Genomic DNA, 21,314 nt, shown 5'->3' on the forward strand with positions numbered 1-21,314 from the left:
CAATTCATTTTTGGGGAGTGTATTCAAGAACCTTTTATTTTTGGATTATAAGAGTGCTCTCACATTTACGACAAGCAATCTTCTCTTCCTCAAAAATGAATAAATTCTCAGCATCACATTCTGGGCATACAACCGCAAATGGTGTTTTTATATTTTTATAACATAGGAAAGACATGGCTGCCAGGAATAGAGCAGGTATAACAAGCATCATAAGTAAGAATAGGCCCGCAAAAACGCCTGCAATTATGGAAAGTGGTTTCATTAGTTTTCTACCTACAGAGTTTACTTGATTATCCTTTTTACGAAAAGCAGTAACAAGGTAAGTTTGGGTTTCTTTTACTGGCTCAAATGCATTTACCGTATTGTAATCTTGTTCATCCATAGTGGGATAGGAAGTGTTTGGTCCTTGATACCCTCGTTGTATATAATAGTTGTTTGACTCAGATATTCGTGGCATATACGAGATTCCAGTTCCAGGTATATAAGTTGTTGTTCTTGATTCAGGTGGAATGGAGTTCCCTCCCATACCTGTATATGTAAAGTTAATTTTCACACCCGGGGAAACTTGGATAATTCTACGAAACTTATAACCCATAATATTGTATCCTCTCCATCTAATTAATATAATCATTTACTAATTATAACAAATTTTTAACTTAAAATTAATATATTAAGTTAAAACAAACTAATAAAAAAGAGTAATATTGAAGTTGACTAATTTAAGGCGTTTTAGGAGTTCTTTTTTATAAAAAAAACACCCTAAGGTGCCTTCCTCTAACTTGGACTATCCTGTATTAATGCCATATTGATTAATACATTAATTTATAAAAATAATTAGTTATTCTTCCATGGACCCTAGCTGATATAATATATAAGGAAATTATTAGTTAATTAATACTGCACATATATTATAAGGGGAGGCAAATAAGTTATGCAGATATTGTTAGAAATTTTTTCTGCTATATGTGATTTCTTTTATGCTGTACAACGGATGAAAGAAGAGAACAAGCAAAATAAGGAAGGTACTGGTAGTATGGTCTATGTTTTTTCCGTACTTGTAATTGTAGTAATGATTCTTTTTGCAATGTTTGCAACGCAATAGATGTTCAATCAAGAAGAAAGTATTAGAGAAAACAAGATAGTGAATAATATACATAAGCACCTCACCATCTCCATAGGATGGCGAGGCTTTTTAATGTACAAAAAAAAGACGCCATAAGGTGCCTTCAGCCGACTTGATAATTGTATTTTATGTATGAAATCATCACTGTAGTATCTAAGATGAAGGTAAGCAGTTTATACCGTCTTGCTTAGGAAGGTATTACTATTGATTGATTGATTGTGAAGACCTGGCTACGATATTAAGTGCCATCAACATCTAAAACTGCAATATAGCTACCATTCTCGTAAACAGAAGTGATAGGTGTTCTATATGCAGCTCTCCACTCAGTTCCATTCCAATCTTTGTTAGGATAAAGTGTTTGATAGCGAGCTAACGTCAATTCCTTATCATCTAATACACAATAAATTTTTCAATGCGTTCCCAGATGCTTGGTCTACCCAATTCGTACTAAATGTTAATGTATCACCTGTGTAATAAGCAGGTTTGAACTGATTAATCCAAAAATCTGGTAATGCAGTCGTGCCTTTTGCTAATTCATAGAGGGTTTTGAAAGGCCAGTTGTCAACCGTCGGTGCTTTCTGTACATTTTCCGCTGCTGCCGCTGGCTTTGCATCCAGTGCCGCTAAACCTGTAAATCCACCTAAAGCTAAAGCTCCTGCTAATACTACCTTCGATAATTTTTTCATAATCCGTTTCCTCCTCAGGAATATAATAGTTTATGAGTTCAATTATGTGAGGTCTTAGATGAAAGAGAGTAGTTTATTCTGTCATACTCAGGACAGAAACGTATTACTTGTTGATTGTAAAGATATTACTTTGATAGAAATTGCCATCAATATTCACAACAGCAATGTAACGACCTGGCTCGTATACTGAATTAATATCAGTACTCCATACAGCTTCGTTAAGAGTGCCGTTATTTACTGGAATTGGATACATAGTTTTGTAGCGAACTAATGAGTTATTATCGAGAACACGATAAATCTTCATTGGATTGCCATCTACTCCGTTGTACCAACCCATTTTAACTGTGAAGTAGTCACCAGTTTTATAAGAAGGCTTAACATCATCGGATAAATAAGCTGGGAAATTCCAAGCAATTTGTGCTAAATCAAATAATGTTGCTGGGTCGCCCCAAGTTGTTGATGCTACTTGTACATTTTCCGCTGCTGCCGCTGGCTTTGCGTCCAATGTTGCTAAACCTGTGAAACCACCTAAAGCTAAAGCTCCGACTAATGCTAATTTCCCTAATTTCATAAAAAAAATCCCCCTAAATATTTCTATAATTATAATTAATTACTATATAATAATATAAAATTATGTATAATATTTCAAATAATTCCCAAAAAAAGTTATGAATATAAAAAAATCCCCCCTAAGGTGCCCACCTTCGACTTGAACCATCAAAACTTGAAATTTTTACATTTTTATAGAAATTATTAGGAGAATACATCCGATTTTTATGTTAAGCTATTTGAGCTAGTATTTGTATCAATATTAGGGAGATGAATAGTATGTTGGGCGATTTTAATATAAATTCTAGTAATTATGAAAATGGTGCTGAAATCTTAGAATTATTAGGCAGTTTAAGTCGTTTATTAATTGTACGTGAATTGATTGTAAGTGGGACCTTGACAGTTTCCCAGTTGAACGCTGCGACGCATATTTCGGAACCTATGATTTTACAACATTTACGAAAACTAACTAAAGGTAATATGGTAATTATCGAGCGCAAGAGTACAAAGCTTTATTGTAGAGTAGAAAATAAGAAGGTTATTGATATTATCGGTTTATTGGGATTATTATATTAAGTTCTATTCTATGTCTTTTTTGAATTCAAGCACTTTATAAATAAAACAATAAACAAAAAAAGACATCCCAAGGTCCCTTCCTCCGACTTGAACCACATTAATTTTAATAATATGTATTGGACTTCCATCCGAATATTGTTTTAACGTATTTATCCATATTTTGTTTACGAAAAAATGAAAAGCATAATATCTTATTACTGCTTGTTCATAGCTTTTATCTGTTCTTCATAAACATACTTAGTAGGCATGAAGTTATTAGGGAAGTCGTTGATTACTTTCTTCATAACGTTTACTTCTTCCTGAGATTTGAGTTCAATACCATTTAGATAATCAAACGCCTTAGATTGTTCATCTGCTAAATAATTCTGTGTCATGTAATCATCTGGGAAGTCTTTCTTTGCTTTTTCTTTGACTGCATTCATAGCAGCTGTTTTATCAATATTTTTTATAGGATTTGTGAATCCCGATGCAGATTGTTGAACATTTTGTTTAGGTTGTTCTTTCTTTTCTGGTTGAGTTTGAATATCTTGTTTAGGTTGTTCTTTCTTTTCTGGTTGAGTTTGAATATCTTGTTTAGGCTGTTCCTTCTTTTCTGGTTGAACTTGAACATCTTGTTTGGGTTGTTTTTGTTTTATTTCTTTTTTTGGTTCGGTTGGAGTTGTTGTAGCTTCTTCTTTAGTGTTTTTTCCGCCAACAACAATTACGACAACGGCAATGATAAACCAAAACCACCACTTTGTATAAAATGAGTTTTGCATAATTCGTTTCCTCCGAGTATTTGCAAAGCAGGGAATCGCAGTCCTGAAGAAGTGGATAGAAGACGTCATGCCGTTATGGCGGAGTTAAGAGAAATTCATCAATTACAACTGGAGGGGAAATGGGATTCCAAGACTTGGAACGGATTTGGAAAAGGAGAATTACACAATGGCGTTGCAGCAGGGAAAGTACATGAACAAGTCGCGTCATAACTTATATATTGCTTTAGAAGAGTTGGATTTAGTGTTTGATGAAAGCGAAGTGATTCAATTGAGAGAAATGTGGGATGAGGATAAAGATATTCTTGAAATAGCAAAAGAGTTAGGAAGGCATCAACTAGAAATCGCTGCATTAATTATGGATCAGGCAGATAAGAACAAAATCAAATCACGTCCAATGGGGTTAGGGGCATGAAGCAACTAACATTGGAGGATGTAGTCGGAAGTTTTGATTATACCGCAACAAGTACCGTGGACAAATTCTTGAAGCGTAATAGCGTTATGACGCATTTAAAGGGCAGAAACTCATTTGATTAAACGAGGCACCAGTAGGCGTCATAGCGTTAGTAGAAACGTTGGGATTATTGGAATCAGAAAGGAGAAATATGGGCCTCGGATTTACTGGCTATGGGTACTAAATAAAAAAAGGGTCCTTACTATTACGTAAGAACCCCATAATCGCAGAAAAAAAGTTGTATGTGAAACCAAGTGGGAATCACAATAATGTTTTAACATCTAAATATACAGTTGTCTATACATCAAATCGAACAACATAGTTATTTAAACGAAGGATCCCTAGATTTAGGGATCTAGGGCCTCTTGTGTTGGTATAACTCACACAATGTTATGAAAAGAAAAGAACTTACTGAAGATAACATATAAATATTTCGTAAATGTATCAAAAAAGTGAACAAAATAGTTATTTGAATGGAAAATGACAGCTGAAATATTAAAATCGTATCAGCTGTCACTAAAATAAAAATTCATTTTTATTAGTAGGTTTTTAGTTGGTATTTTTACTCTTCTTAGAAGAAATTGTACCAAAGATTGCTCCGGACATTGCGCCGATTAAAGTCATAAAAATTGCACTCCATACTGTAAATGACATAAATACACCTCCTAGAAATAAATTATTGTAACTATTTAAAACTATTGTTTCTTATTCTTTTTAATAGAAATGATAATTGCAACAACTGCTAAGAAAATAAGAGGAGACCACGAAAAGAAAGACATTTAGTATTCTCCTTTCAATATTAGTTTTAAATATTTTATAAACCAATTATTACATGTTTATAAATTGAACATATAGGATATGTAATATTGCATATGGAATTGTAGAATGTGAAGAAGCGAAGATGATAGTTGAACAAAAACACTGTTTTAATAGAGAACATTTAACAGGACCCGATTAGGGGGACGGGTCCTGTTAATGGAACGATAGATCTTTATGGGATTACCAAAACATTACCATAAAAGGTAATTGACTTCCATTGATTGGATGTTAAGAAAGCTTTTTATAAATGCTTTGTTTTACACAACAAAGCAGCTAGCCAAATTAGCTAACTGTTCGGTTCTCCAAGGGGGAACAAGGAGAAAATCTGATGTCATATACATTATTGACGGAATATTGAATTTTATTCACGAGAGATTATATTCTGAAATTTGGATTATGATAGTCGATATTCTCCATATTGACCAGAAAAGAACTAAAAGTTCTAGTGAAATTCCAAGGGTTCTTTTCTTAGTTTTTTGAGATTCTTTTATCAAATAGCCAACAGCACTAATTGCTATAAGAATGAAAAGAATAAGTTCGAGTGTAACTGGCATTCTATCTACTCCTAAAAATAAGTTTATATATAAAGATTATAAAATATTTTAATGGTTGGTAGTAAAAAATTCAACTGAAATCATCAAAAACCACGATGTTATCGGTATAGAGGATTTGCAAGTATCGAATATGTTAAAGAATCATAAGTTAGCAAAAGCAATTAGTGAGGTATCTTGGTCGCAATTTTGATCCATGTTAGAATACAAAGCAAAATGGTATGGCAAACAAGTTATTGTCGTATCGAAAACATTTGCTTCCAGCCAATTATGTTCTTGTTGTGGATATCAAAATAAAGACGTTAAAAATCTAAACCTACGTGAATGGGACTGTCCTTCTTGTCGTGCAAACAATGATAGGGATATTAACGCAAGTATCAATCTAAAGAATGAAGCAATAAGGCTTCTAACCGCAAGGACTGCGGGGTTAGCCTAATCAATTAGAGTTCGATAGAACTCTTTACTTAGGAATCCCTCACTTCTAAACGAAGTGAAAGTGGGGGTAGTTCAAGTAGTGATAAAGACTTTTTACGCTTATATGAGGCGAGAGAGAAGGCAATAAAAGATAGAATATCAGAAATAGAGACGGCAGAAGAAAAAGCTGCAAAAGAAGCTAGAATAGCAACTAAGATAGAGATGATTCACAATTTAATTAAAGTAGGTGTACCTATAGAGAAGATAGCGGAAGCCACTGAATTAAGTGTAGGAGAGGTTAATGAAATTTTAAAAAAATAAAGAGTAAATATAAATGATAAAAAACAGGTAATTGTGATTACGAACAATTACCTGTTTTTTATTCTTTTTGTTTGATGCCCAGTTTTTGATTACAACAATACTTTTTCTTGTTTTAGAGTTTCCTCTAATTCATAAAGAAATTTATTGTGTTGTTATTATAAAAAAAAGAAGATATCGATTAAAATGTCTTCTTTTACTTGTACACTTAGTGTTAAGAAGGTATTGTATTGCTTAAAAACCATAAAAAAATATAACAATCATCGAGTAAGTCTATTATAGCATCAATAAATAAAGTTTTATATGCAATATTACATATATATGGATTTATTTATATTTTATCTATATAATTAAATTGTCTGTTTCTTGTTTTAATTCGTTTGTTTATTTTGGAGCGCTCCAGCAATGGAGCCTTTTTTTATGTAATAAAACATTTCTTTTGGATTACTCAGTTAATCTATATTAACTTTATCTTCTTAAGTGATATCTATATTTTACCAAATAGTTATACGGATAACCAGTTTTTTCTAATAATCTAATGGATTGATAATTTTACTGTTATTTGTTAATCCTTATAGGAAAATTTATCATAAAATGAAGATTGAGAAATCAATAATTATAAAAAACTTATAGTATCTTTTGGGAAAAAATTTATAATTTATATATTAATATGTTATAATTTTATCTCTAAAACTACCCAAAAAGGACTGCCTAATGGTGGTCTTTTTTATATTGGTGAGATTGTACTAGTATGATAGAAGAGGATTAACTGTATATTGTGAGGGTGATTGGTTATCCCTTCTTTCCATTTGGAAGGAAAGGGGGTGATATACCTATGGGGTTTTTGTTCAAGCTTCTAAAAGAATTTGTGAAAGCCATTGTACGTGAAGTTTCTGCGTATGTTTTTAGGAAAAAAATTTTAGAAAAAGATAACAAAAAAACCACTCCTCGTCGCCGTCCAAAGCAAAAGGGTGGGTTTCGTAAAAAATAAATGATATAACCACCACCCTGACGGTAGCAGTTATTAGAAGAAATGTTAGCGCATCTCTTCTTTTATTATATACACAAGCAATTACTGTAATACTACTACAGTAATTGTATCAAACGTATATAGAAAATCAATGAGCACGTAATAGAGATAATGTACAAAAGAAAAGACAACTAAATGTGCCTTCCTCCAACTTGAATTACTTTAATTCTAAGAATATGTATTGGTCTCCCATTCAAGTATCATTTTTCTCAATGAATATTTGGAATATTTTAGGTTATTTTTTACTGTTTTTATGTTAAGATATTTTGGTTGTTATTCATCTTATTTTAGGAGGTTGGAAGATCTGTTACATGCTTTTCATATGGATTTTAGTTTCTATACAGAAAATATAAAAGTTTTGGGATTATTAGGGAATTCTACTCGTTTATCAATTGTTTGTAAATTGATTACATATGGATCGTTGTCAGTTTCTGATTTAAGTAAGCAAACAAGAATTACAGAGGATTTGATTGTACAACATTTGCGTAAATTAGCCTTTGGAAATATTGTAATTAGTGAACGTATAGGGAAAAGGCTTTATTTTAAAATAAAAGATAATAAAACAATTGAGATTATTAAGGTATTAGGGTTACAAAGTTAAATTTAATTACTTTCGCTACAAATGATTTTGCTATAAATTAATTGTGCAAAGTTACATTTAGCTCGCCTACGGAAATAGGTGGGCTTTTTTATATTGAGAAAAAGAAAAGACACCCAACGGTGCCTTTTTCCGACTTGATAACCATATTTTATGTATTAAAGGTCATCATAAAATTTTGAGAAAATATACGTTTACACAAAAAATAACTGTCCTCCTATTTGTTAAGGAAGCGGTTATTGAAATTATTTATTGATAGTAAAGAAGTCAGTTTTTACAAACTCACCTTTAACATATCCTACTGCAATATAATTACCTGCATCATAAGCATCTGTAATTTGCGCTTCAAATGTTGCAAAATTTTGCATTGAACCGTAATCATGTTCTTGTTTCCAGTTCATTGTTTGATAACGAACTAAGTTGCCACCCGGTAGGATTTTGAAGACTTTAATTTGTTCTTGAGATGTGAATGTATTTGTTTCCCAAGGTACAGTAATAAAAATAGGACGACCACCAGTTTTATAGCTGGATTGCATATTGTGTGTGTAAATGCTAGGCATCATTTTAGCTCCAACTTCCACGTCAAAAATTGTTTTAAAGCCCCAGTCCTCAGTTGTTACTGCTTTTTGTACATTTGTTGCTGCTGCCACTGGTTTTGCATCAAGTGTGCCAACTGCTGATACCCCCCCTAATGCTAAAGCTCCGACTAATACTAATTTTCCTAATTTCATTAAAAATCCCCCTAAATATTTCTATAATTATAAACAATTACTATATAATGATATAATTACTTGTATAATATTTCAAATATTTTCTAAAAAAAGTTATAAACATAAAAAGACACTCATATATGAGTGTCTTTTCCAATAGTTTTTTTAGCAGAAGCAACTGCATCCGATAATGATTAATAGAATAAATAATACAACTAATAAAGCTAACCCTCCAGCGAAACCGAATCCTTTACCGTAACTACCACCATATCCTATAACAATAGTGCCTCCTTTAGATTAGAGGATAAAACTAGGGTTTATTCCATGTATTTCAACGGGTTCACTTTACCTTATTTTTTAAGATTTAATTGAGCAGTTCTTTTTGAAAATAAAGAAAAGACGCCATTAGGCGCATTCCTTTTAGGTAGATTAGATTTTAGTTTTCCAATCTAAAGAAATTGTGTATCAGCTCTTTGAGAGTATATTAAAATACCTGATTGATTTATTATGCATTATTAATCTTCATTTAAATCCCTCTATTTTCCATTTGATAAAATAGAATCCCAATATTACCAAAAAGATAAACAAGTATTTATAAACATTCAAAATATTTACAAAAATACCAATTGCGATACATTTAAAGCGTAAGTTATAAAACTATTAAAGGGGGATTTATTATGTTCAAGAAATTAGTAGTAGGAACATTAGCAACTGGTATCGCATTAACCGGAGGGATTGGAGCAGCATCAGCAAGTACAGAAGGTGTAGATAATACTAAAAATTCAGCACCAATTATCCAACGTACCCAAATACTTAAAGATGATTTCAGTCTGATAAATGGTGAAAGAGAAGTGTCGTTCGAACATGTAAAAAAAGCGGATATGAGAGTTCATATGACTAACAATACTAAAGGCACGCTTGACTGGTTTTTAAAAGACTCAAAAGGCAATGTTATTGATAAGGGGTCGTTAGCAGCAGGAAAGGGTTTTACGAATACGTACAATACTCTTTCAAAAGGTAAATATAAGCTTAAAGTTACTCACAGAAATGGTGGTTCTGGATCATTCTATGCAGCTGCTCGTACTTTAGACTAATATACAAAGTACCATCTTAAGTGTATTGAAGAAGAACAATGAAGGAGCTTGAGAATTAGGGAGTTTTGTTATTATATCATCGTGCGCAAATGCAAAATCACAAATGGCCTATCTATGAATGAAGTGCACCTCAATTGTTAGACACATAATTAACAATTGGAGGTGTATTTTTTATAGCTAAATTTTCTTCAAAAGATAAAATACAAGCAGTAAAACGATATCTAGAAGGTACGGAAGGCGGAAAAGCCATTGCTAGTTCTATAAGGGTTCATCCTAGAGAACTTTATCAATGGATTAAACAGTTTGAATTTTCAGGGGAAAAGGCGTTTGAAAAACGCTATACAACTTACTCTCTCGAGTATAAACTAGATGTAATTCATTATATGAATGAAAATGGGACATCTCTGAGAGAAACAGCTGCTTTTTTTAATATTCCTTCTTGCGAAACACTTCGAAAATGGAAAGTAGCTTATGAAACAGAAGGATTAGATGCCCTAAAATCAAAGAAAAAGGGGCGTCTAACCATGGCCAAAGAAAAAGCTAAGCTACAACATTTAAAACAAAACGAAGTATCTCTTGAAGGTTCTATAGAAGCGCTACAAGCAGAGAATGAACGTCTGCGTATGGAAAATGACTATTTAAAAAAGTTGAATGCCTTAGTTCAAAAGAAGAAAAAATCACAGACCAAGACAAAGCGCAATTGATTTATGAATTAAGGCATAAATACAAGGTCGTTGACCTTGTGAAAGTCGCTAATATCGCTCGTATTACGTATTATTACTGGATGAAACAAGCGAAACGTCCAGATAAATATAAGAAAGTTAAAGAATTAATTAAAGAGATCTTTATTGAGAATTTTGGGAGGTATGGTTATCGTCGTATTACATTGGAATTACGTAATCGAGGCCATGCATTAAATCATAAAACCGTTCGACGTTTAATGAATATCCTGGGATTAAAATGTCTTGTTCGACTAAAAAAATATCGTTCATATAAAGGGACTGTCGGGAAATTCGCTCCTAATATTTTAAAACGTAATTTTCACGCATTAAAACCAAATGAAAAATGGGTAACAGATGTGACGGAGTTCCACTTACATGGTAAAAAACTATATCTATCACCTATTTTAGACTTATATAACGGAGACATTATAGCTTACAATATAGAACATAGACCTGCCTATTCCCTTGTTTCTAAAATGTTAAATAAGGCGTTTCAACGTTTGAATGATAAGGAAACTCCTATTTTACACTCGGATCAAGGTTGGCATTATCAAATGCGACAATATCATCAGTCGCTTAAAAAACATAACGTTATCCAAAGTATGTCCCGTAAGGGAATTTGCTTAGATAATGCAGTCATGGAAAATTTCTTTGGCTTATTAAAATCTGAATTACTTTATCTTAAAGAGTTTGAAAGTATGGAACAATTTAAGCAAGAACTAGAAACTTATATTCATTACTACAATCACAAAAGAATTAAAACAAAACTAAAAGGATTGTCCCCTGTGCAATACAGAGTTCAATCCTTAGTAGCTGCTTAATATATTTGTCTAATTTTTTAGGTTCAGTTCAAATAGGTAGGCTTTTTAATGTAGAAAAAAAGACACCCAAAGGTGCTTTCCTCTGACTTGATCCACTTTAATTTTAATAATATGTATTGGGCCCTATTTAAGTGTTATTTTACTGCATTAAGTAATGCCAGTTGTTAAAAAAAAGGCACTCCTTCGAGTGCCTTTTTCCTATTCAACTTTTAAATTAATTTCTTTACCTGTCATACCGCCACTTGCTTTTAAGAAAAGACCTTCAGCATCTTTTGGTATATCAAATACAATTTTACCTGTCTGTGTTAGACCAGGATTCAATTGTTTTAAGAAGAAGTCAGTTTTCCCACCATTAGCTAAGTCAAAAGATGTTTGACCTTGTGTTGAATATGTGAATTCACGACCTTTGCTATCTACTAATTTAAAACTATTAGCATCAACAGTGATAGCGTCTTTTTGATTATTAGTAAGTGTAACTTCTAAAATTTTAAAGACACCTTGTGCTTGTTCTTTTGTATATTCATTACCCACAGAATCTACTGTTTCCATAGATCCTACAGCGATTTTTACATCAGAAGATACACCTTCTTTTGATACTGCTTTAGTGTCTGTTGAAGTTTTTTCAGTTGTGTCTCCACCACCAGCGACCATAGCAATTATTCCGATTACAAATAAAGCTATAATGCCTAGGCATCCAAATTTAAATATTTTTCCCACGTTTGTTCCTCCAATTATGTAAAATATAAGATTGCCAAGATAATAATAACAAACTATATATAAAGATATTGTCATATTATGTCGAAAGGAAATAAAAAAGATAGTTTAGAATTTTCAGGCTGAAATTCCGTCTTATGACCTATTTTTTCTCGCATATTGGCAGTACTTCTTACTCATAAAAAAAGACACCCAAAGGTGCCTTCTTCCTACTTAAACCACTTTAATTTTTGGATCTTCTTCCTTACCGAATGGAAAGTAGAGATGATTCAATTATGTACCGATCTGGAGCGTCTCCTATATAGTCAAAAGGATAACAAGTTGTTAATGTTAATGTTGGCTCACTTTTTTCTACAATAACTGTTCGATCTTCTGAATCTGTTATCCAATGCTTGTTAATTTTATATGTATATGTTTTATTTTCATATTCCACAATAAGTTGGTCATTTTCCTTTAATTGACCAAGCTCGGTAAAAACAGTATCTCTATGTCCACTTAAAACTGTATGGCCATTTCCAGATGGTGTAGTAGTTAAGTCACTAACAAACATACCTACACCCTTTTTTAGTACTTTATCATCGGCTCCCCAATATATAGAGTATTTCTTTTGTATTTTAGGGATAATTAAATATGCTACTTTATCTCCTAACTGATGGTTTACATTTGAAGCGGGAATTTGTACAGGTTCTTCTTGTAATGAAGTGTCAGTCTTTATCTCTGTCTCTGTTTGATTGATGTTTTGCGTTTCATTTTCTTTAGAAGGTGTGGAGGTCTCATATTGTTTAGCCTCGTTAGTTGTTAACGACTCTGCTGATTGTCTAGCACTATACCATTCTAGAAAATAATAGGAAAAGATAGTAAGTCCAATAACAGTTAAACATAAGCCTATCCATTGTTTTTTATTCACTTTTATCACTCCATTTGAAAACGACAGGATTTCTCCTGCCGTTTTAAGGAACTATTTTATGCGTTTGTCTTTTTACGACGGAACATTAATACAGAACCAGCTAATGCTAATCCTAAGCTTGCTAACATCATTGTAACACCGTTTGATGCTGTATTAGGTAATTTTTCACCTTGTTTTTTTGTTTCTTTTTTCACAACTGTATTAGTATTTTTCTTTGTTTCTTTTGCAGTTGTTTGAGGCTTAGTTTGTTCTTGTGTAGTATTTGTTGTTTGGTTATTTTGTTTTGAATTCTCTTGCTTAGTGTTTTCTTGTTTAACAGGTTCTTGTTTAGTGTTTTCCTGTTTAGTATTTTCTTGTTTAGGTTGTTCTTGAGGTTTAGTAGTTTCTTTATTTTCTGTTGTAGTATTTGTGCTCTTTGGATATTTATAATCTTCACATGGAATGCCGTCTTTATCATTATCTAAACGGTGTGGATCATTTCCAACACCATATCCATTTTGATCCCAGAATGCTTGAGCATCTTGTTGACTTTTAAAATGGCCACAGTTTTTTGTATCATTCGGACTCTTAGCTGCAAATGCAGAAGAACTGTACCCCACTGTTAATAGTGTTACCGCTGTTGCTGAAACTAATAATTTTTTCATAATTTTCTCCATCTCCCTAAATGGTATGTATTTACATTGAAATATTTTACATTTAAAAAATTAAAAATACAATAATAATTTGTAGATAAATGTAAGATTTCTAGATAATAATAGCAAATTATTAATTTGCATATTTTCATATTATGTCGAAAGAAAATAAAAAAAAGACAACCTAAGGTACCTTCCTCTGACGTGAACCAGCTTAATATTAATAATATGTATTAGGACTCCTATCCGAATATTTTTTAACATGTAAAGATAAAAGGTGACATTAATTCTAGGATGATAACACCAGCTGAACGGAATGGAATAAGCCAGTCGGCCTTCTTCAAACAGGTCAAAAATGGTATGAATTCATATGAAACAGCAAAGAAGGGAAAAGTGTACGCAGTGCATTTGAAATTAGTGAGTAAGAAAGGCAGTAAGAACGTTCCTTTTTACTCAAGGGTTAAAAGAGGGATGAAGATGCTACCTACTAGGAATAAAGCTCCCAGCAAAATTAAAGAATCAACTAAAACCAAGAACCGGTTTATCTGAGGCTTTCGAAATTTCTTCAGTATGCTAAAAACTGCACTCATTCCGAAACAAATATATTACAAAATCATTATTGTCTCTAATATATTGATAATTTAATTATATACTGAAAAATATGTACATATAAATTTTTAAAAAGTCCTTATTTGAATAAAAAATGGTCCTTACATTACGTAAGAACCCCATAATCGAAGAAAAAAGTCGTATGTGAAACCACGTGGGAATCACAATAATATTTTAACACCTAAATATATAGTTGTCTATACATGGTTGGACAAAATAGTTATTAAAACGAAGAATCTCTAGATTTAGGGATCTAGAGATTCTTGTGTTGGTATAATCCACACGGTTTATGAAAAGAAAAGAACTTACTGAAGATAACACATAAATGTTTCATAAATGTATCAAAAAAGTTATTTTATGTAGTTGATTAGGTAAGATGAGGAAAACGTCCATAACGGTTGCTTTTTTCCTAGTTATACCTAGATGACACATTAAACGTATTTAATGTGTCATCTAGGTATAAAGATAATCGATAATCATACAATGATATGGAAGGGTCTTTTCTAACGTGTTAGTTACCTCAAAGTATATGTATCTTTTGGCGCCTGGGCGAGGGTGCTTTTTTTTGCACATTATGATAAGGACAAGCATATAATGTAATAGGACGAGTTCTTCGTGTCCTATTCAATGCTCAGAATAAACCCCAATTCACATTGAGAGCGCCAATAGCGAGGGTGCTCTCTTTATATTGAAAATAAAACATAAATATATATATAATATGATTAATGGATTTTCATTTTAATCTGAGGGGTACAAATTCGATGCGACGTAAAAAGGATTTGTTGAAACAATGGAAGGTAGATTTGCAGGCTGTTCAAGAAGAAAAGAGGATGAAGAAAAAGACTAAGAATAAGAAATATAGCATCCCTGGTAATACAGCCGGATTCATGAATGGGAAGAATACTTATCGTAAAGAGAATGGGGTATGGAAGCAAAGAAATAAATGATGTTAGGGTAAATATTCTTGATTAAGTGTATAGGAATTATCGTGGGCGTTGCCATAATTGGGATGGTATCTTGTTTGTTGTTAAGGAAAGATAGGGCGTGAGATAGACTTGCAAATTGAAATATTATTAGTTTGAAACATGGACTAATAAACAAACTATTTCTACCTTTTAATCATAGAATATGATGAATTCTATTTTAGAGGAGGGAATCATATCTATGGGATGGGATAATAATTTTGGACATTCTCGAGATTGTAATAGATTTTGGGATGATTTAGTATTTTGCGGTTGCGGCCGTAGACGAAGAAGAAACGATTTTAACGACTGTCATTGTAGACGTGACTGCGATTGTGATGAGTGTCGTCGTAGACGTAATCATGACCACGATCGTGAGCATGATCATGGTGACCATCGAGATTGGTAAAGTCTTTTGAAAGAGTGCATATTTTAATAGCACTCTTTTTTATTATTTTTTTTAATTACTACTTATTAACTAGAAGGATGCAGTTTCAATTTTATTTAACATTTTACAAAACAAACGAACACAAAGAACGAAAATAAATTTCAACTGTCTAAAAGTTGATGCTTTTAGATGATGTGGGGAAATGCTGTGAAAAATTATTAAAATCTTACCTTATATTTATCTAAGAGTTAGTCTGAAATAGAGTATATAAAACAATGATAAATTTTAAATAGTATTAGGGGATGACTGATGAAATTAGTGTGATATGTACGAGCTAGTATAAGAGAGCAAGATTTACAATTGCAATTTAACACGGTAGAAACTTATGGTTCTACAAAAATATTCATTGGAAAGTAGAATGGAGCGAAAAATCTTAAGGAAATATAAAGTTGTTGAAATTTTTATGTGAATTCATTAATATGTAATTGTATTTATTGTTTATTTGATTCTGTTTATTCTCACACTTTATGAGTTGTGGTTGAGATGTAGAAGCAAGCTGCGTCTTGTTTTAATTCTGAAAGGGCTTCTTTGAGCCGATTAGTGTATATATAGCTTATTTTGCTATATACATTTTTAATCGACTTGAAGAAGTCCTTTTTGTGTTGTTTCCAAGTCTGTTTGATTGGAGAACCCATTATCACATTGAGCAAAAATTTTTATTTAGGGGTATTTAATTATGATAAACGGTTATGAAGTATCGTTATTTTATTCTGTACATCCAGATGATCCTATTCAAAGTTTACGTGCATAACAAGCACTTAATCCAATAAAAGAGGATGTATTCTCTTTAACAGGTGTCAGTGTATCGTAATGAATAATTTACAGAACTATATGGAAGTATGCAGACAGAGGGAATGACAGAAATTTGTAGTGAAGAATTACTATGAATTTCTGTCTTTTATTTTATCAGGAGTAACAAAGGCACGCATGGAACGTAAGATTGACAAAGAATTCAAGAGAGCTACACAAATGTTGGCTTATTATGAAAAACAGGCGGAAAATTTGATGGAATATCTTATGAAGCGCAAGTGTCTATGTACTTTGATACAGCAATTAAGTTATATAAGAATAGAAGCAAAAAGTATTAGTCTACAAATCACGAGATGTTTGCTAGAGCATTTGAAGCATACGTAGAATCGGATTTGCAAGATCAAGAACATAGAAATGATTATTTAGTTTGTAATGCGTATCCTTTTGTATATCCATTAGATGATTATACGTAATATCCTAATGTAATTATAAAAAGTTTAATCGAAGTAATAGTCCCATATATAATAAACAGTATATAAGGAGTGGGGAAAAATGAATTATAACATTCAAAAAGGACAGTTTCGTTTAACAAGTGCTTATCCGAGAGGTAGCTGGTGGGAGTTTTACCGTATACCTTGTCCAGTTTGTTATGATACAGGTAATTGTATGCTGCACGTTTCGCAAGATAAGGTAGCATGTACACGTGTAGAAAGTAAATGGATTTATGGAAAAAACACGGGCAATCCAAGCTACATTCACTACATAAAAGGAAAAGATAAATATCAATTGCCTGAGGTGGATGAAATTCAGATTCATGATAAGAAAAGTAATGAGGAATTAAATGTGTTTAATCGTAAATTAATGGAGTTCATACCATTACAAGAGCATCATCATGCACATTTATTAAAAGATAGAAAAATGAGCGAAGAACAAATACAAATACGTCAATATCGTTCTTTCTTAAAACAACAAATTGTGTTAGAGGAGGATAATACGTATACGACTGTTTGGGAGCAGCTATTTAAACAGATGGGGAATAAAAATTGCTGGCAGGGAATCCCGGGTTTCTATGAGATGAAGAAAGGTCAACGTTCTCTTCGTTTGATGTCAGGATCTCCTGGTATATTGATTCCTTTTCGGAATCAGTACAATCAAATTGTTGGATGGCAGGTTCGTGTGGATGAAGTGAAAAACTCCGTTCATGTGAAATCTGCACCTACTGGAGTTCAAGCAGAATTAATCGAACAGCCTAATGTTGTGAAGATAATTAAAAATGGTGATTGTATCTTTGAAGGCGAACTAGAAGTGAGCAAAAAGGTAGAGATTCCATTTCAAGAGGGACAAATTGTTGTAAAGATTCATAAAGGGCAAAAATATCTGTGGGTCTCATCAGCAAACAAAAATCAAGGAACTGGTGCAGGCGGTAGTGAAAATCCACTTCCTGTACATGTAGCTGTACCAAGTTCTCATTTGAAACATTGGAATTCTGGTACCTTACATCAAACCAACTCAGTAATGATTACAGAGGGAGCTATGAAAGCAGATCTGGTTGCTGATTTGCTTCCAGAGAGATTTAATAAAGAGGAGCTTTCTGAAATAGGAACAACGGTTCTTGCGATTCCTGGTGTAAATGCTTGGCGAATTACTATGCCTGTATTAAAGGATATGGGTGTAGAAAATGTCTATTTAGCGTTTGATGCCGATTTAGTAGAGAATCAAAAAGTAAGAAAAGCTCTTATAGACTTTGCGACAAAGTTAAAGACAGAGGGCTATAACGTAATCATAGCTGCATGGAATCCAACGCAAGGTAAGGGGTTGGATGATACAATGCAAGCGGGATTTAAACCTGTATTTCAGAGATTGTGAAGGTCATAAAGTAGGTTGATATTTTCATAAATAGGTAGATTGAAAAAGATAGAGTTTGTAATTCTATCTTTTTCTTATATCTAATTACTACAGAGGATAAAAATTCACTAAAAGAAAGGTAGAAGAGAATATGAATACATCTATGAAAAAAAATCTAGTAAATTTACGAGTTGATTTTGCTTTCAAGCGCTTGTTTGGAGTAGAAGGAAACGAGGGTATACTCATTGCTTTTCTTAATGCGGTATTACAATCTTCTTTAGATGAGGAAATTATTTCTTTGCATTTAGATGATCCACATCTTCCAAGGGAACAAAAGGATGATAAATTGTCTATTTTAGATTTGCGAGCTACTCTGAATAATGGTATAAAATTAAATATAGAGATACAGGTTCGCGACAAAAAAGACATGATTGAGCGATCTTTGTTCTACTGGGCTGGCATGTATTATTCTCAAATGACTCAGGGGATGAAGTATACAGAATTAAGACCAACTATTTGTATTAATATAGTGGATTTCATTCTGTTTCCAGGAGAAGAGGACTTTCATAATGTCGGTGTAGTCATGAACAAAAAATCGGAGCACATAATTTCAGAGAATATGCAATTGCACTTTCTTGAGATTCCAAAAGTAATTCGAGAATGGCAAGAAGATCGAATGGATCCATGGGAGGATATATTAGCACGTTGGCTATTATTATTTCCTGCATATGAAGATGAGAAATTAACTACAATCCTGGAGGGAATCGCGATGGAAAAAGATCCAGTTTTGAAAAAGGCAATAGAGGATTGGGAGCGTTTAAGTAGTGATAAAGACTTTTTACGCTTATATGAGGCGAGAGAGAAGGCAATAAAAGATAGAATATCAGAAATAGAGACAGCAGAAGAAAAAGCTGCAAAAGAAGCTAGAATAGAAATGATTCATAATTTAATTAAAGTAGGTGTACCTATAGAGAAGATAGCGGAAGCCACTGAATTAAGTGTCGAAAAGGTTAATGAAATTTTAAGAAACAAAGAGTAGATAGAAGTAGTGAAAAACAGGTACTTGTGAAAAACGCACAATTACCTGTTTTTTGTTTCTAATGAATAGTTTGATAAACACAAGGCTTAGACACTCCTTAATAGGTAGTATACTCTTATTAAGGAGCATAATAAGTTGTTGGAGAGATTAAAATGAATAAGAAAAAAGAAGCGAATACCCTTAGAGATAAAATTCCAAAATGGATAAAATAGAATCATGTTGCTCACTGAAAGAAGATATGAATGCTTTAGGTCTTAAGGACGGTAATATTTTTTTAATTCTTATAGTATGGTACGATCCTAACAAAGAGGGTATAAATAAAGGTGTAAACAAGGACTTGTTTTTATAAAAACGTATTGCTATAATATAAAAGTAATAAGATTTTACAATGAAAATATAAAATTAATCAGTTCGCATATAAGAGAAGACCTCAATATGCGCCATGTCCTTAGGGGACGTGTGCGTGTATTGAGGTCTTTTTGCGTTTTGCGAGCAAAAACACCTGGAGGTGCAGGAATTATGTTGAATTGGTTGTCTGCAAAACTTATGACAACATCTGTAGGAGATTTCTTACTGGCAAAAAGTAGCTTTACGAAGGGGCTTGGTGGTAGTGGCAGTGGTGCCAATGCTGAAACCGTCCAAAAAAGCATGAACACTTTGGTGAAAACCTTAATTGGTTTTGGGGGAATATGGGTGGCAGCTTGCGTTGTATTTGCAGCTATTAAACTATCTGGTGCACAAGGGAAGAATCCTGAAAACCGTACACAAGCTATGATTGGTTTAGCCTGCGCAGCAATTGGAGGCTTTGTCATGATCAAAGCTTACGATATCGCTGCTTGGGTTACGACAATCTAACATAAGAGTTTGTACAAGCTCTCCTCGATTTGGGGAGAGCTTCTCTTATACAAGGGAGGAAAAAGAATGAGAAAAGTAACTGTTCCTGTTGATATGACTTCGGAGCAAAAAACACTATTAGGTGTGCTGAGCAAACGCCAATTGATTTATCTATTGGGTGGCGGGGCATCCCTTTATTTATATGTACCATTCTTATGGCGGTTATTTGCACCTATTGATGCGGTAGTAGCATTTTTTATTTGCTTAATTTTAGCACTACCAACGGTAGTAAGTGTAATAGCGTTTGCGTTTATATATAAAGAAAAACAACACATGTATCTAGATAAGTATTTAATTATTAAAATGCGTAGCCGCTCCGAAAAAGGTAAGTGGAGAAAAGGGTACGAGCCAACTACATGGGCAAAGGAGAATCTGTAAATGTTAGAAATGATATATTTTGCGGCGATAGCCATTGTAGGATTTTTCTTTTATCGGAAAATGAATGGAAAACCGCTGTTTGGTTCTAAGAAAAAAGGGAAAAAGCAAGGTGGAGTAGAGAAACACACTACTGAAAAAGCTGGAAAGAAAAATAAAAAAAATATGTCTGCTGAACCGGAAATTGATGAGGATAATGTTGACTTCTTTCGTAATTTTGTAGAAGACATTAAGGAAATCGATAATCATATGATTCGGTATCATGATGACACATTTGTCCTGATTGCGGAAGCACATCCAGTTAACTATTATTTACTTTCCAATATGGAACAAGAAGCGATTGATATCAAAATTGAATCATGGTTAACCACATTAGAGTTTAATACGAAAGTATATATTCAAAGTAAGTTTGTAGATTTAACAGATCCTGTACGAAAAATGACAGAAACGATGAAAGGTGCGAAGGACCTTACACCAGAGACGGTTCTATATGGTCAAGAAGTTATTGATAATTTAGAGTACTGGCAACGTTCGCAACCTCGATATGAACAAAAACGTTATTTAATTTATCCATACAAGGTTGATATTAGTACAATTACGGCTGATACAGAGGACGAGTTAGAAGAAAAGATTGTAGATAAGGCATTTAACGAACTATATCGTCGTTATAATGCATCTCGAAATCTACTATCGAAAGCAAAAATTAATGTAGAAATGTTAACGAAAGATAAATTAATAGAACTTTTATATGTAGCATTTAACCGTCGTAAAGCTATAAAAGCTCGTTTCCAGGACTTAATTGAAAACGAGAATTTCTCCCTCTATTCAACAGGGGAAACGAATGAAAGAAAACTAGAGTTAATGAAGAAAGTGCTAGCGGAAGAAAAGGCAGAAAAATCAAATAACGGGGTGGCGTAAA

At 32.8% G+C, this 21,314-nt stretch carries 28 protein-coding genes and 3 pseudogenes; 19 read left to right on the forward strand and 12 right to left on the reverse strand.

Annotated features, from left to right (window positions below; all coding sequences use genetic code 11):
* Positions 1-34: 34 nt before the first annotated feature.
* Positions 35-595, reverse strand: a complete 561-nt coding sequence (locus N2V92_RS00540) for a DUF4236 domain-containing protein (RefSeq protein WP_089607999.1) — start codon at positions 593-595, stop codon at positions 35-37.
* Between the two features lie 336 nt (positions 596-931).
* Between N2V92_RS00540 and N2V92_RS00545 the strand changes: the two genes are divergently transcribed.
* Positions 932-1,102 carry a hypothetical protein gene (locus N2V92_RS00545; protein WP_170264901.1) on the forward strand — a complete coding sequence of 57 codons (171 nt, stop codon included), beginning with the start codon at positions 932-934 and terminating at the stop codon, positions 1,100-1,102.
* A 259-nt stretch (positions 1,103-1,361) separates the two neighbouring features.
* On the opposite strand, the gene N2V92_RS00550 is transcribed toward N2V92_RS00545, so the two are convergent.
* The 3 genes from N2V92_RS00550 to N2V92_RS00560 all read right to left on the reverse strand — a co-directional run bounded on the left by N2V92_RS00550 (position 1,362) and on the right by N2V92_RS00560 (position 2,380).
* Entirely contained in the window at positions 1,362-1,502 is a 141-nt protein-coding gene (locus N2V92_RS00550; protein WP_257147543.1) for a DUF5065 family protein, read from the reverse strand.
* Positions 1,503-1,509: 7 nt separating this feature from the next.
* Positions 1,510-1,809 (reverse strand): DUF5065 family protein, encoded by a 300-nt coding sequence (locus N2V92_RS00555; protein ID WP_257147544.1) that lies wholly within the window; start codon positions 1,807-1,809, stop codon positions 1,510-1,512.
* Positions 1,810-1,912: 103 nt separating this feature from the next.
* The gene (locus N2V92_RS00560; RefSeq protein WP_025689478.1) at positions 1,913-2,380 is read right to left on the reverse strand and encodes a DUF5065 family protein; all 468 of its coding nucleotides are present in this window, start codon (positions 2,378-2,380) and stop codon (positions 1,913-1,915) included.
* Between the two features lie 257 nt (positions 2,381-2,637).
* On the opposite strand from N2V92_RS00560, the gene N2V92_RS00565 reads away from it, so the two are divergent.
* On the forward strand, positions 2,638-2,934 hold the full coding sequence (locus tag N2V92_RS00565; RefSeq protein ID WP_098506744.1) for an ArsR family transcriptional regulator: 297 nt from the start codon (positions 2,638-2,640) through the stop codon (positions 2,932-2,934).
* 194 nt (positions 2,935-3,128) lie between these two features.
* On the opposite strand, the gene N2V92_RS00570 is transcribed toward N2V92_RS00565, so the two are convergent.
* Positions 3,129-3,692 (reverse strand): hypothetical protein, encoded by a 564-nt coding sequence (locus N2V92_RS00570; protein ID WP_016078556.1) that lies wholly within the window; start codon positions 3,690-3,692, stop codon positions 3,129-3,131.
* On the opposite strand from N2V92_RS00570, the gene N2V92_RS00575 reads away from it, so the two are divergent.
* Genes N2V92_RS00575 through N2V92_RS00585 form a run of 3 tightly spaced genes read left to right on the forward strand, consistent with a single transcriptional unit; the run spans position 3,687 to position 4,226 of the window.
* Entirely contained in the window at positions 3,687-3,902 is a 216-nt protein-coding gene (locus N2V92_RS00575) for a hypothetical protein (RefSeq protein WP_061664723.1), read from the forward strand. The genes N2V92_RS00570 and N2V92_RS00575 overlap by 6 nt on opposite strands.
* Positions 3,859-4,104 carry a hypothetical protein gene (locus N2V92_RS00580; protein ID WP_016078555.1) on the forward strand — a complete coding sequence of 82 codons (246 nt, stop codon included), beginning with the start codon at positions 3,859-3,861 and terminating at the stop codon, positions 4,102-4,104. Before N2V92_RS00575 ends, N2V92_RS00580 begins: the two co-directional genes overlap by 44 nt.
* Positions 4,101-4,226 (forward strand): hypothetical protein, encoded by a 126-nt coding sequence (locus N2V92_RS00585; protein ID WP_254912702.1) that lies wholly within the window; start codon positions 4,101-4,103, stop codon positions 4,224-4,226. The genes N2V92_RS00580 and N2V92_RS00585 overlap by 4 nt, the downstream gene beginning before the upstream one ends.
* A gap of 466 nt (positions 4,227-4,692) precedes the next feature.
* Here the strand turns inward: N2V92_RS00585 and N2V92_RS00590 are convergent.
* Together N2V92_RS00590 and N2V92_RS00595 are read right to left on the reverse strand one after the other, a co-directional pair.
* Positions 4,693-4,879, reverse strand: a pseudogene (locus tag N2V92_RS00590) (hypothetical protein).
* 448 nt (positions 4,880-5,327) lie between these two features.
* Entirely contained in the window at positions 5,328-5,516 is a 189-nt protein-coding gene (locus N2V92_RS00595; protein ID WP_001145518.1) for a hypothetical protein, read from the reverse strand.
* Between the two features lie 64 nt (positions 5,517-5,580).
* Here N2V92_RS00595 and N2V92_RS00600 point away from each other — a divergent pair.
* The 4 genes and pseudogenes from N2V92_RS00600 to N2V92_RS00615 form a co-directional block, all read left to right on the forward strand.
* Positions 5,581-5,949: pseudogene (locus N2V92_RS00600) on the forward strand (RNA-guided endonuclease TnpB family protein); the annotation flags it as partial.
* Positions 5,950-6,020: 71 nt separating this feature from the next.
* Positions 6,021-6,248, forward strand: a pseudogene (locus N2V92_RS00605) (Rpn family recombination-promoting nuclease/putative transposase); the annotation flags it as partial.
* A gap of 775 nt (positions 6,249-7,023) precedes the next feature.
* Positions 7,024-7,236: a hypothetical protein gene (locus N2V92_RS00610; RefSeq protein ID WP_142331089.1), complete on the forward strand. Its 213-nt coding sequence runs from the start codon at positions 7,024-7,026 to the stop codon at positions 7,234-7,236.
* Positions 7,237-7,597: 361 nt separating this feature from the next.
* Positions 7,598-7,876, forward strand: coding sequence for an ArsR/SmtB family transcription factor (locus N2V92_RS00615; RefSeq protein WP_000347619.1), 279 nt, complete (start codon positions 7,598-7,600; stop codon positions 7,874-7,876).
* A 242-nt stretch (positions 7,877-8,118) separates the two neighbouring features.
* On the opposite strand, the gene N2V92_RS00620 is transcribed toward N2V92_RS00615, so the two are convergent.
* Together N2V92_RS00620 and N2V92_RS00625 are read right to left on the reverse strand one after the other, a co-directional pair.
* Complete coding sequence (locus N2V92_RS00620; protein WP_098506556.1) at positions 8,119-8,604, reverse strand: DUF5065 family protein; 486 nt, start codon at positions 8,602-8,604, stop codon at positions 8,119-8,121.
* Between the two features lie 144 nt (positions 8,605-8,748).
* Entirely contained in the window at positions 8,749-8,859 is a 111-nt protein-coding gene (locus tag N2V92_RS00625) for a YjcZ family sporulation protein (protein ID WP_098506557.1), read from the reverse strand.
* 401 nt (positions 8,860-9,260) lie between these two features.
* On the opposite strand from N2V92_RS00625, the gene N2V92_RS00630 reads away from it, so the two are divergent.
* Together N2V92_RS00630 and N2V92_RS00635 are read left to right on the forward strand one after the other, a co-directional pair.
* Positions 9,261-9,677 (forward strand): hypothetical protein, encoded by a 417-nt coding sequence (locus N2V92_RS00630; protein WP_061663057.1) that lies wholly within the window; start codon positions 9,261-9,263, stop codon positions 9,675-9,677.
* 173 nt (positions 9,678-9,850) lie between these two features.
* A protein-coding gene (locus N2V92_RS00635; protein ID WP_098506555.1) for an IS3 family transposase occupies positions 9,851-11,220 on the forward strand; the annotation gives its coding sequence in 2 pieces (ribosomal slippage) (positions 9,851-10,316 and positions 10,316-11,220; 1,371 coding nt in all).
* A gap of 198 nt (positions 11,221-11,418) precedes the next feature.
* On the opposite strand, the gene N2V92_RS00640 is transcribed toward N2V92_RS00635, so the two are convergent.
* From N2V92_RS00640 to N2V92_RS00650, 3 genes are all read right to left on the reverse strand, one after another.
* On the reverse strand, positions 11,419-11,937 hold the full coding sequence (locus N2V92_RS00640) for a DUF4352 domain-containing protein (RefSeq protein WP_061663059.1): 519 nt from the start codon (positions 11,935-11,937) through the stop codon (positions 11,419-11,421).
* 241 nt (positions 11,938-12,178) lie between these two features.
* Positions 12,179-12,841 carry a class D sortase gene (locus tag N2V92_RS00645; RefSeq protein ID WP_340864003.1) on the reverse strand — a complete coding sequence of 221 codons (663 nt, stop codon included), beginning with the start codon at positions 12,839-12,841 and terminating at the stop codon, positions 12,179-12,181.
* Between the two features lie 56 nt (positions 12,842-12,897).
* Entirely contained in the window at positions 12,898-13,485 is a 588-nt protein-coding gene (locus N2V92_RS00650) for an excalibur calcium-binding domain-containing protein (protein WP_086396969.1), read from the reverse strand.
* Positions 13,486-14,843: 1,358 nt separating this feature from the next.
* Here N2V92_RS00650 and N2V92_RS00655 point away from each other — a divergent pair.
* The 8 genes from N2V92_RS00655 to N2V92_RS00695 all read left to right on the forward strand — a co-directional run bounded on the left by N2V92_RS00655 (position 14,844) and on the right by N2V92_RS00695 (position 21,313).
* Complete coding sequence (locus N2V92_RS00655) at positions 14,844-15,029, forward strand: hypothetical protein (protein ID WP_001253140.1); 186 nt, start codon at positions 14,844-14,846, stop codon at positions 15,027-15,029.
* A gap of 217 nt (positions 15,030-15,246) precedes the next feature.
* Positions 15,247-15,453: a hypothetical protein gene (locus N2V92_RS00660; RefSeq protein WP_074625675.1), complete on the forward strand. Its 207-nt coding sequence runs from the start codon at positions 15,247-15,249 to the stop codon at positions 15,451-15,453.
* A 1,142-nt stretch (positions 15,454-16,595) separates the two neighbouring features.
* Complete coding sequence (locus N2V92_RS29935) at positions 16,596-16,715, forward strand: LPD1 domain-containing protein (protein WP_002006325.1); 120 nt, start codon at positions 16,596-16,598, stop codon at positions 16,713-16,715.
* Positions 16,716-16,794: 79 nt separating this feature from the next.
* Entirely contained in the window at positions 16,795-18,108 is a 1,314-nt protein-coding gene (locus N2V92_RS00670) for a DUF3854 domain-containing protein (protein WP_098506571.1), read from the forward strand.
* A gap of 130 nt (positions 18,109-18,238) precedes the next feature.
* Positions 18,239-19,126 carry an Rpn family recombination-promoting nuclease/putative transposase gene (locus N2V92_RS00675; protein ID WP_061662887.1) on the forward strand — a complete coding sequence of 296 codons (888 nt, stop codon included), beginning with the start codon at positions 18,239-18,241 and terminating at the stop codon, positions 19,124-19,126.
* 435 nt (positions 19,127-19,561) lie between these two features.
* Positions 19,562-19,981 carry a hypothetical protein gene (locus N2V92_RS00685; protein ID WP_016083212.1) on the forward strand — a complete coding sequence of 140 codons (420 nt, stop codon included), beginning with the start codon at positions 19,562-19,564 and terminating at the stop codon, positions 19,979-19,981.
* 66 nt (positions 19,982-20,047) lie between these two features.
* The gene (locus N2V92_RS00690) at positions 20,048-20,398 is read left to right on the forward strand and encodes a PrgI family protein (RefSeq protein ID WP_001233534.1); all 351 of its coding nucleotides are present in this window, start codon (positions 20,048-20,050) and stop codon (positions 20,396-20,398) included.
* The gene (locus N2V92_RS00695; protein ID WP_061662886.1) at positions 20,399-21,313 is read left to right on the forward strand and encodes a hypothetical protein; all 915 of its coding nucleotides are present in this window, start codon (positions 20,399-20,401) and stop codon (positions 21,311-21,313) included.
* The last annotated feature ends 1 nt before the right edge of the window (position 21,314 follow it).

This window comes from Bacillus sp. CH_48, from assembly GCF_038008465.1.
GTDB classification, from domain to species: Bacteria; Bacillota; Bacilli; order Bacillales; family Bacillaceae_G; genus Bacillus_A; species Bacillus_A thuringiensis_S.

Bases quoted from the DNA above. Each gene is read 5' to 3' on its own strand.
- N2V92_RS29935 (WP_002006325.1), top strand. From the start codon at position 16,596: ATGTTTGCTAGAGCATTTGAAGCATACGTAGAATCGGATTTGCAAGAT.
- N2V92_RS00695 (WP_061662886.1), top strand. From the start codon at position 20,399: ATGTTAGAAATGATATATTTTGCGGCGATAGCCATTGTAGGATTTTTC.
- N2V92_RS00675 (WP_061662887.1), top strand. From the start codon at position 18,239: ATGAATACATCTATGAAAAAAAATCTAGTAAATTTACGAGTTGATTTT.
- N2V92_RS00670 (WP_098506571.1), top strand. From the start codon at position 16,795: ATGAATTATAACATTCAAAAAGGACAGTTTCGTTTAACAAGTGCTTAT.
- N2V92_RS00555 (WP_257147544.1), bottom strand. From the start codon at position 1,809: ATGAAAAAATTATCGAAGGTAGTATTAGCAGGAGCTTTAGCTTTAGGT.
- N2V92_RS00560 (WP_025689478.1), bottom strand. From the start codon at position 2,380: ATGAAATTAGGGAAATTAGCATTAGTCGGAGCTTTAGCTTTAGGTGGT.
- N2V92_RS00620 (WP_098506556.1), bottom strand. From the start codon at position 8,604: ATGAAATTAGGAAAATTAGTATTAGTCGGAGCTTTAGCATTAGGGGGG.
- N2V92_RS00615 (WP_000347619.1), top strand. From the start codon at position 7,598: ATGGATTTTAGTTTCTATACAGAAAATATAAAAGTTTTGGGATTATTA.
- N2V92_RS00580 (WP_016078555.1), top strand. From the start codon at position 3,859: ATGGCGTTGCAGCAGGGAAAGTACATGAACAAGTCGCGTCATAACTTA.
- N2V92_RS00585 (WP_254912702.1), top strand. From the start codon at position 4,101: ATGAAGCAACTAACATTGGAGGATGTAGTCGGAAGTTTTGATTATACC.
- N2V92_RS00650 (WP_086396969.1), bottom strand. From the start codon at position 13,485: ATGAAAAAATTATTAGTTTCAGCAACAGCGGTAACACTATTAACAGTG.
- N2V92_RS00690 (WP_001233534.1), top strand. From the start codon at position 20,048: ATGAGAAAAGTAACTGTTCCTGTTGATATGACTTCGGAGCAAAAAACA.
- N2V92_RS00655 (WP_001253140.1), top strand. From the start codon at position 14,844: ATGCGACGTAAAAAGGATTTGTTGAAACAATGGAAGGTAGATTTGCAG.
- N2V92_RS00685 (WP_016083212.1), top strand. From the start codon at position 19,562: ATGCGCCATGTCCTTAGGGGACGTGTGCGTGTATTGAGGTCTTTTTGC.
- N2V92_RS00540 (WP_089607999.1), bottom strand. From the start codon at position 595: ATGGGTTATAAGTTTCGTAGAATTATCCAAGTTTCCCCGGGTGTGAAA.
- N2V92_RS00570 (WP_016078556.1), bottom strand. From the start codon at position 3,692: ATGCAAAACTCATTTTATACAAAGTGGTGGTTTTGGTTTATCATTGCC.
- N2V92_RS00565 (WP_098506744.1), top strand. From the start codon at position 2,638: ATGTTGGGCGATTTTAATATAAATTCTAGTAATTATGAAAATGGTGCT.
- N2V92_RS00595 (WP_001145518.1), bottom strand. From the start codon at position 5,516: ATGCCAGTTACACTCGAACTTATTCTTTTCATTCTTATAGCAATTAGT.
- N2V92_RS00545 (WP_170264901.1), top strand. From the start codon at position 932: ATGCAGATATTGTTAGAAATTTTTTCTGCTATATGTGATTTCTTTTAT.
- N2V92_RS00660 (WP_074625675.1), top strand. From the start codon at position 15,247: ATGGGATGGGATAATAATTTTGGACATTCTCGAGATTGTAATAGATTT.
- N2V92_RS00630 (WP_061663057.1), top strand. From the start codon at position 9,261: ATGTTCAAGAAATTAGTAGTAGGAACATTAGCAACTGGTATCGCATTA.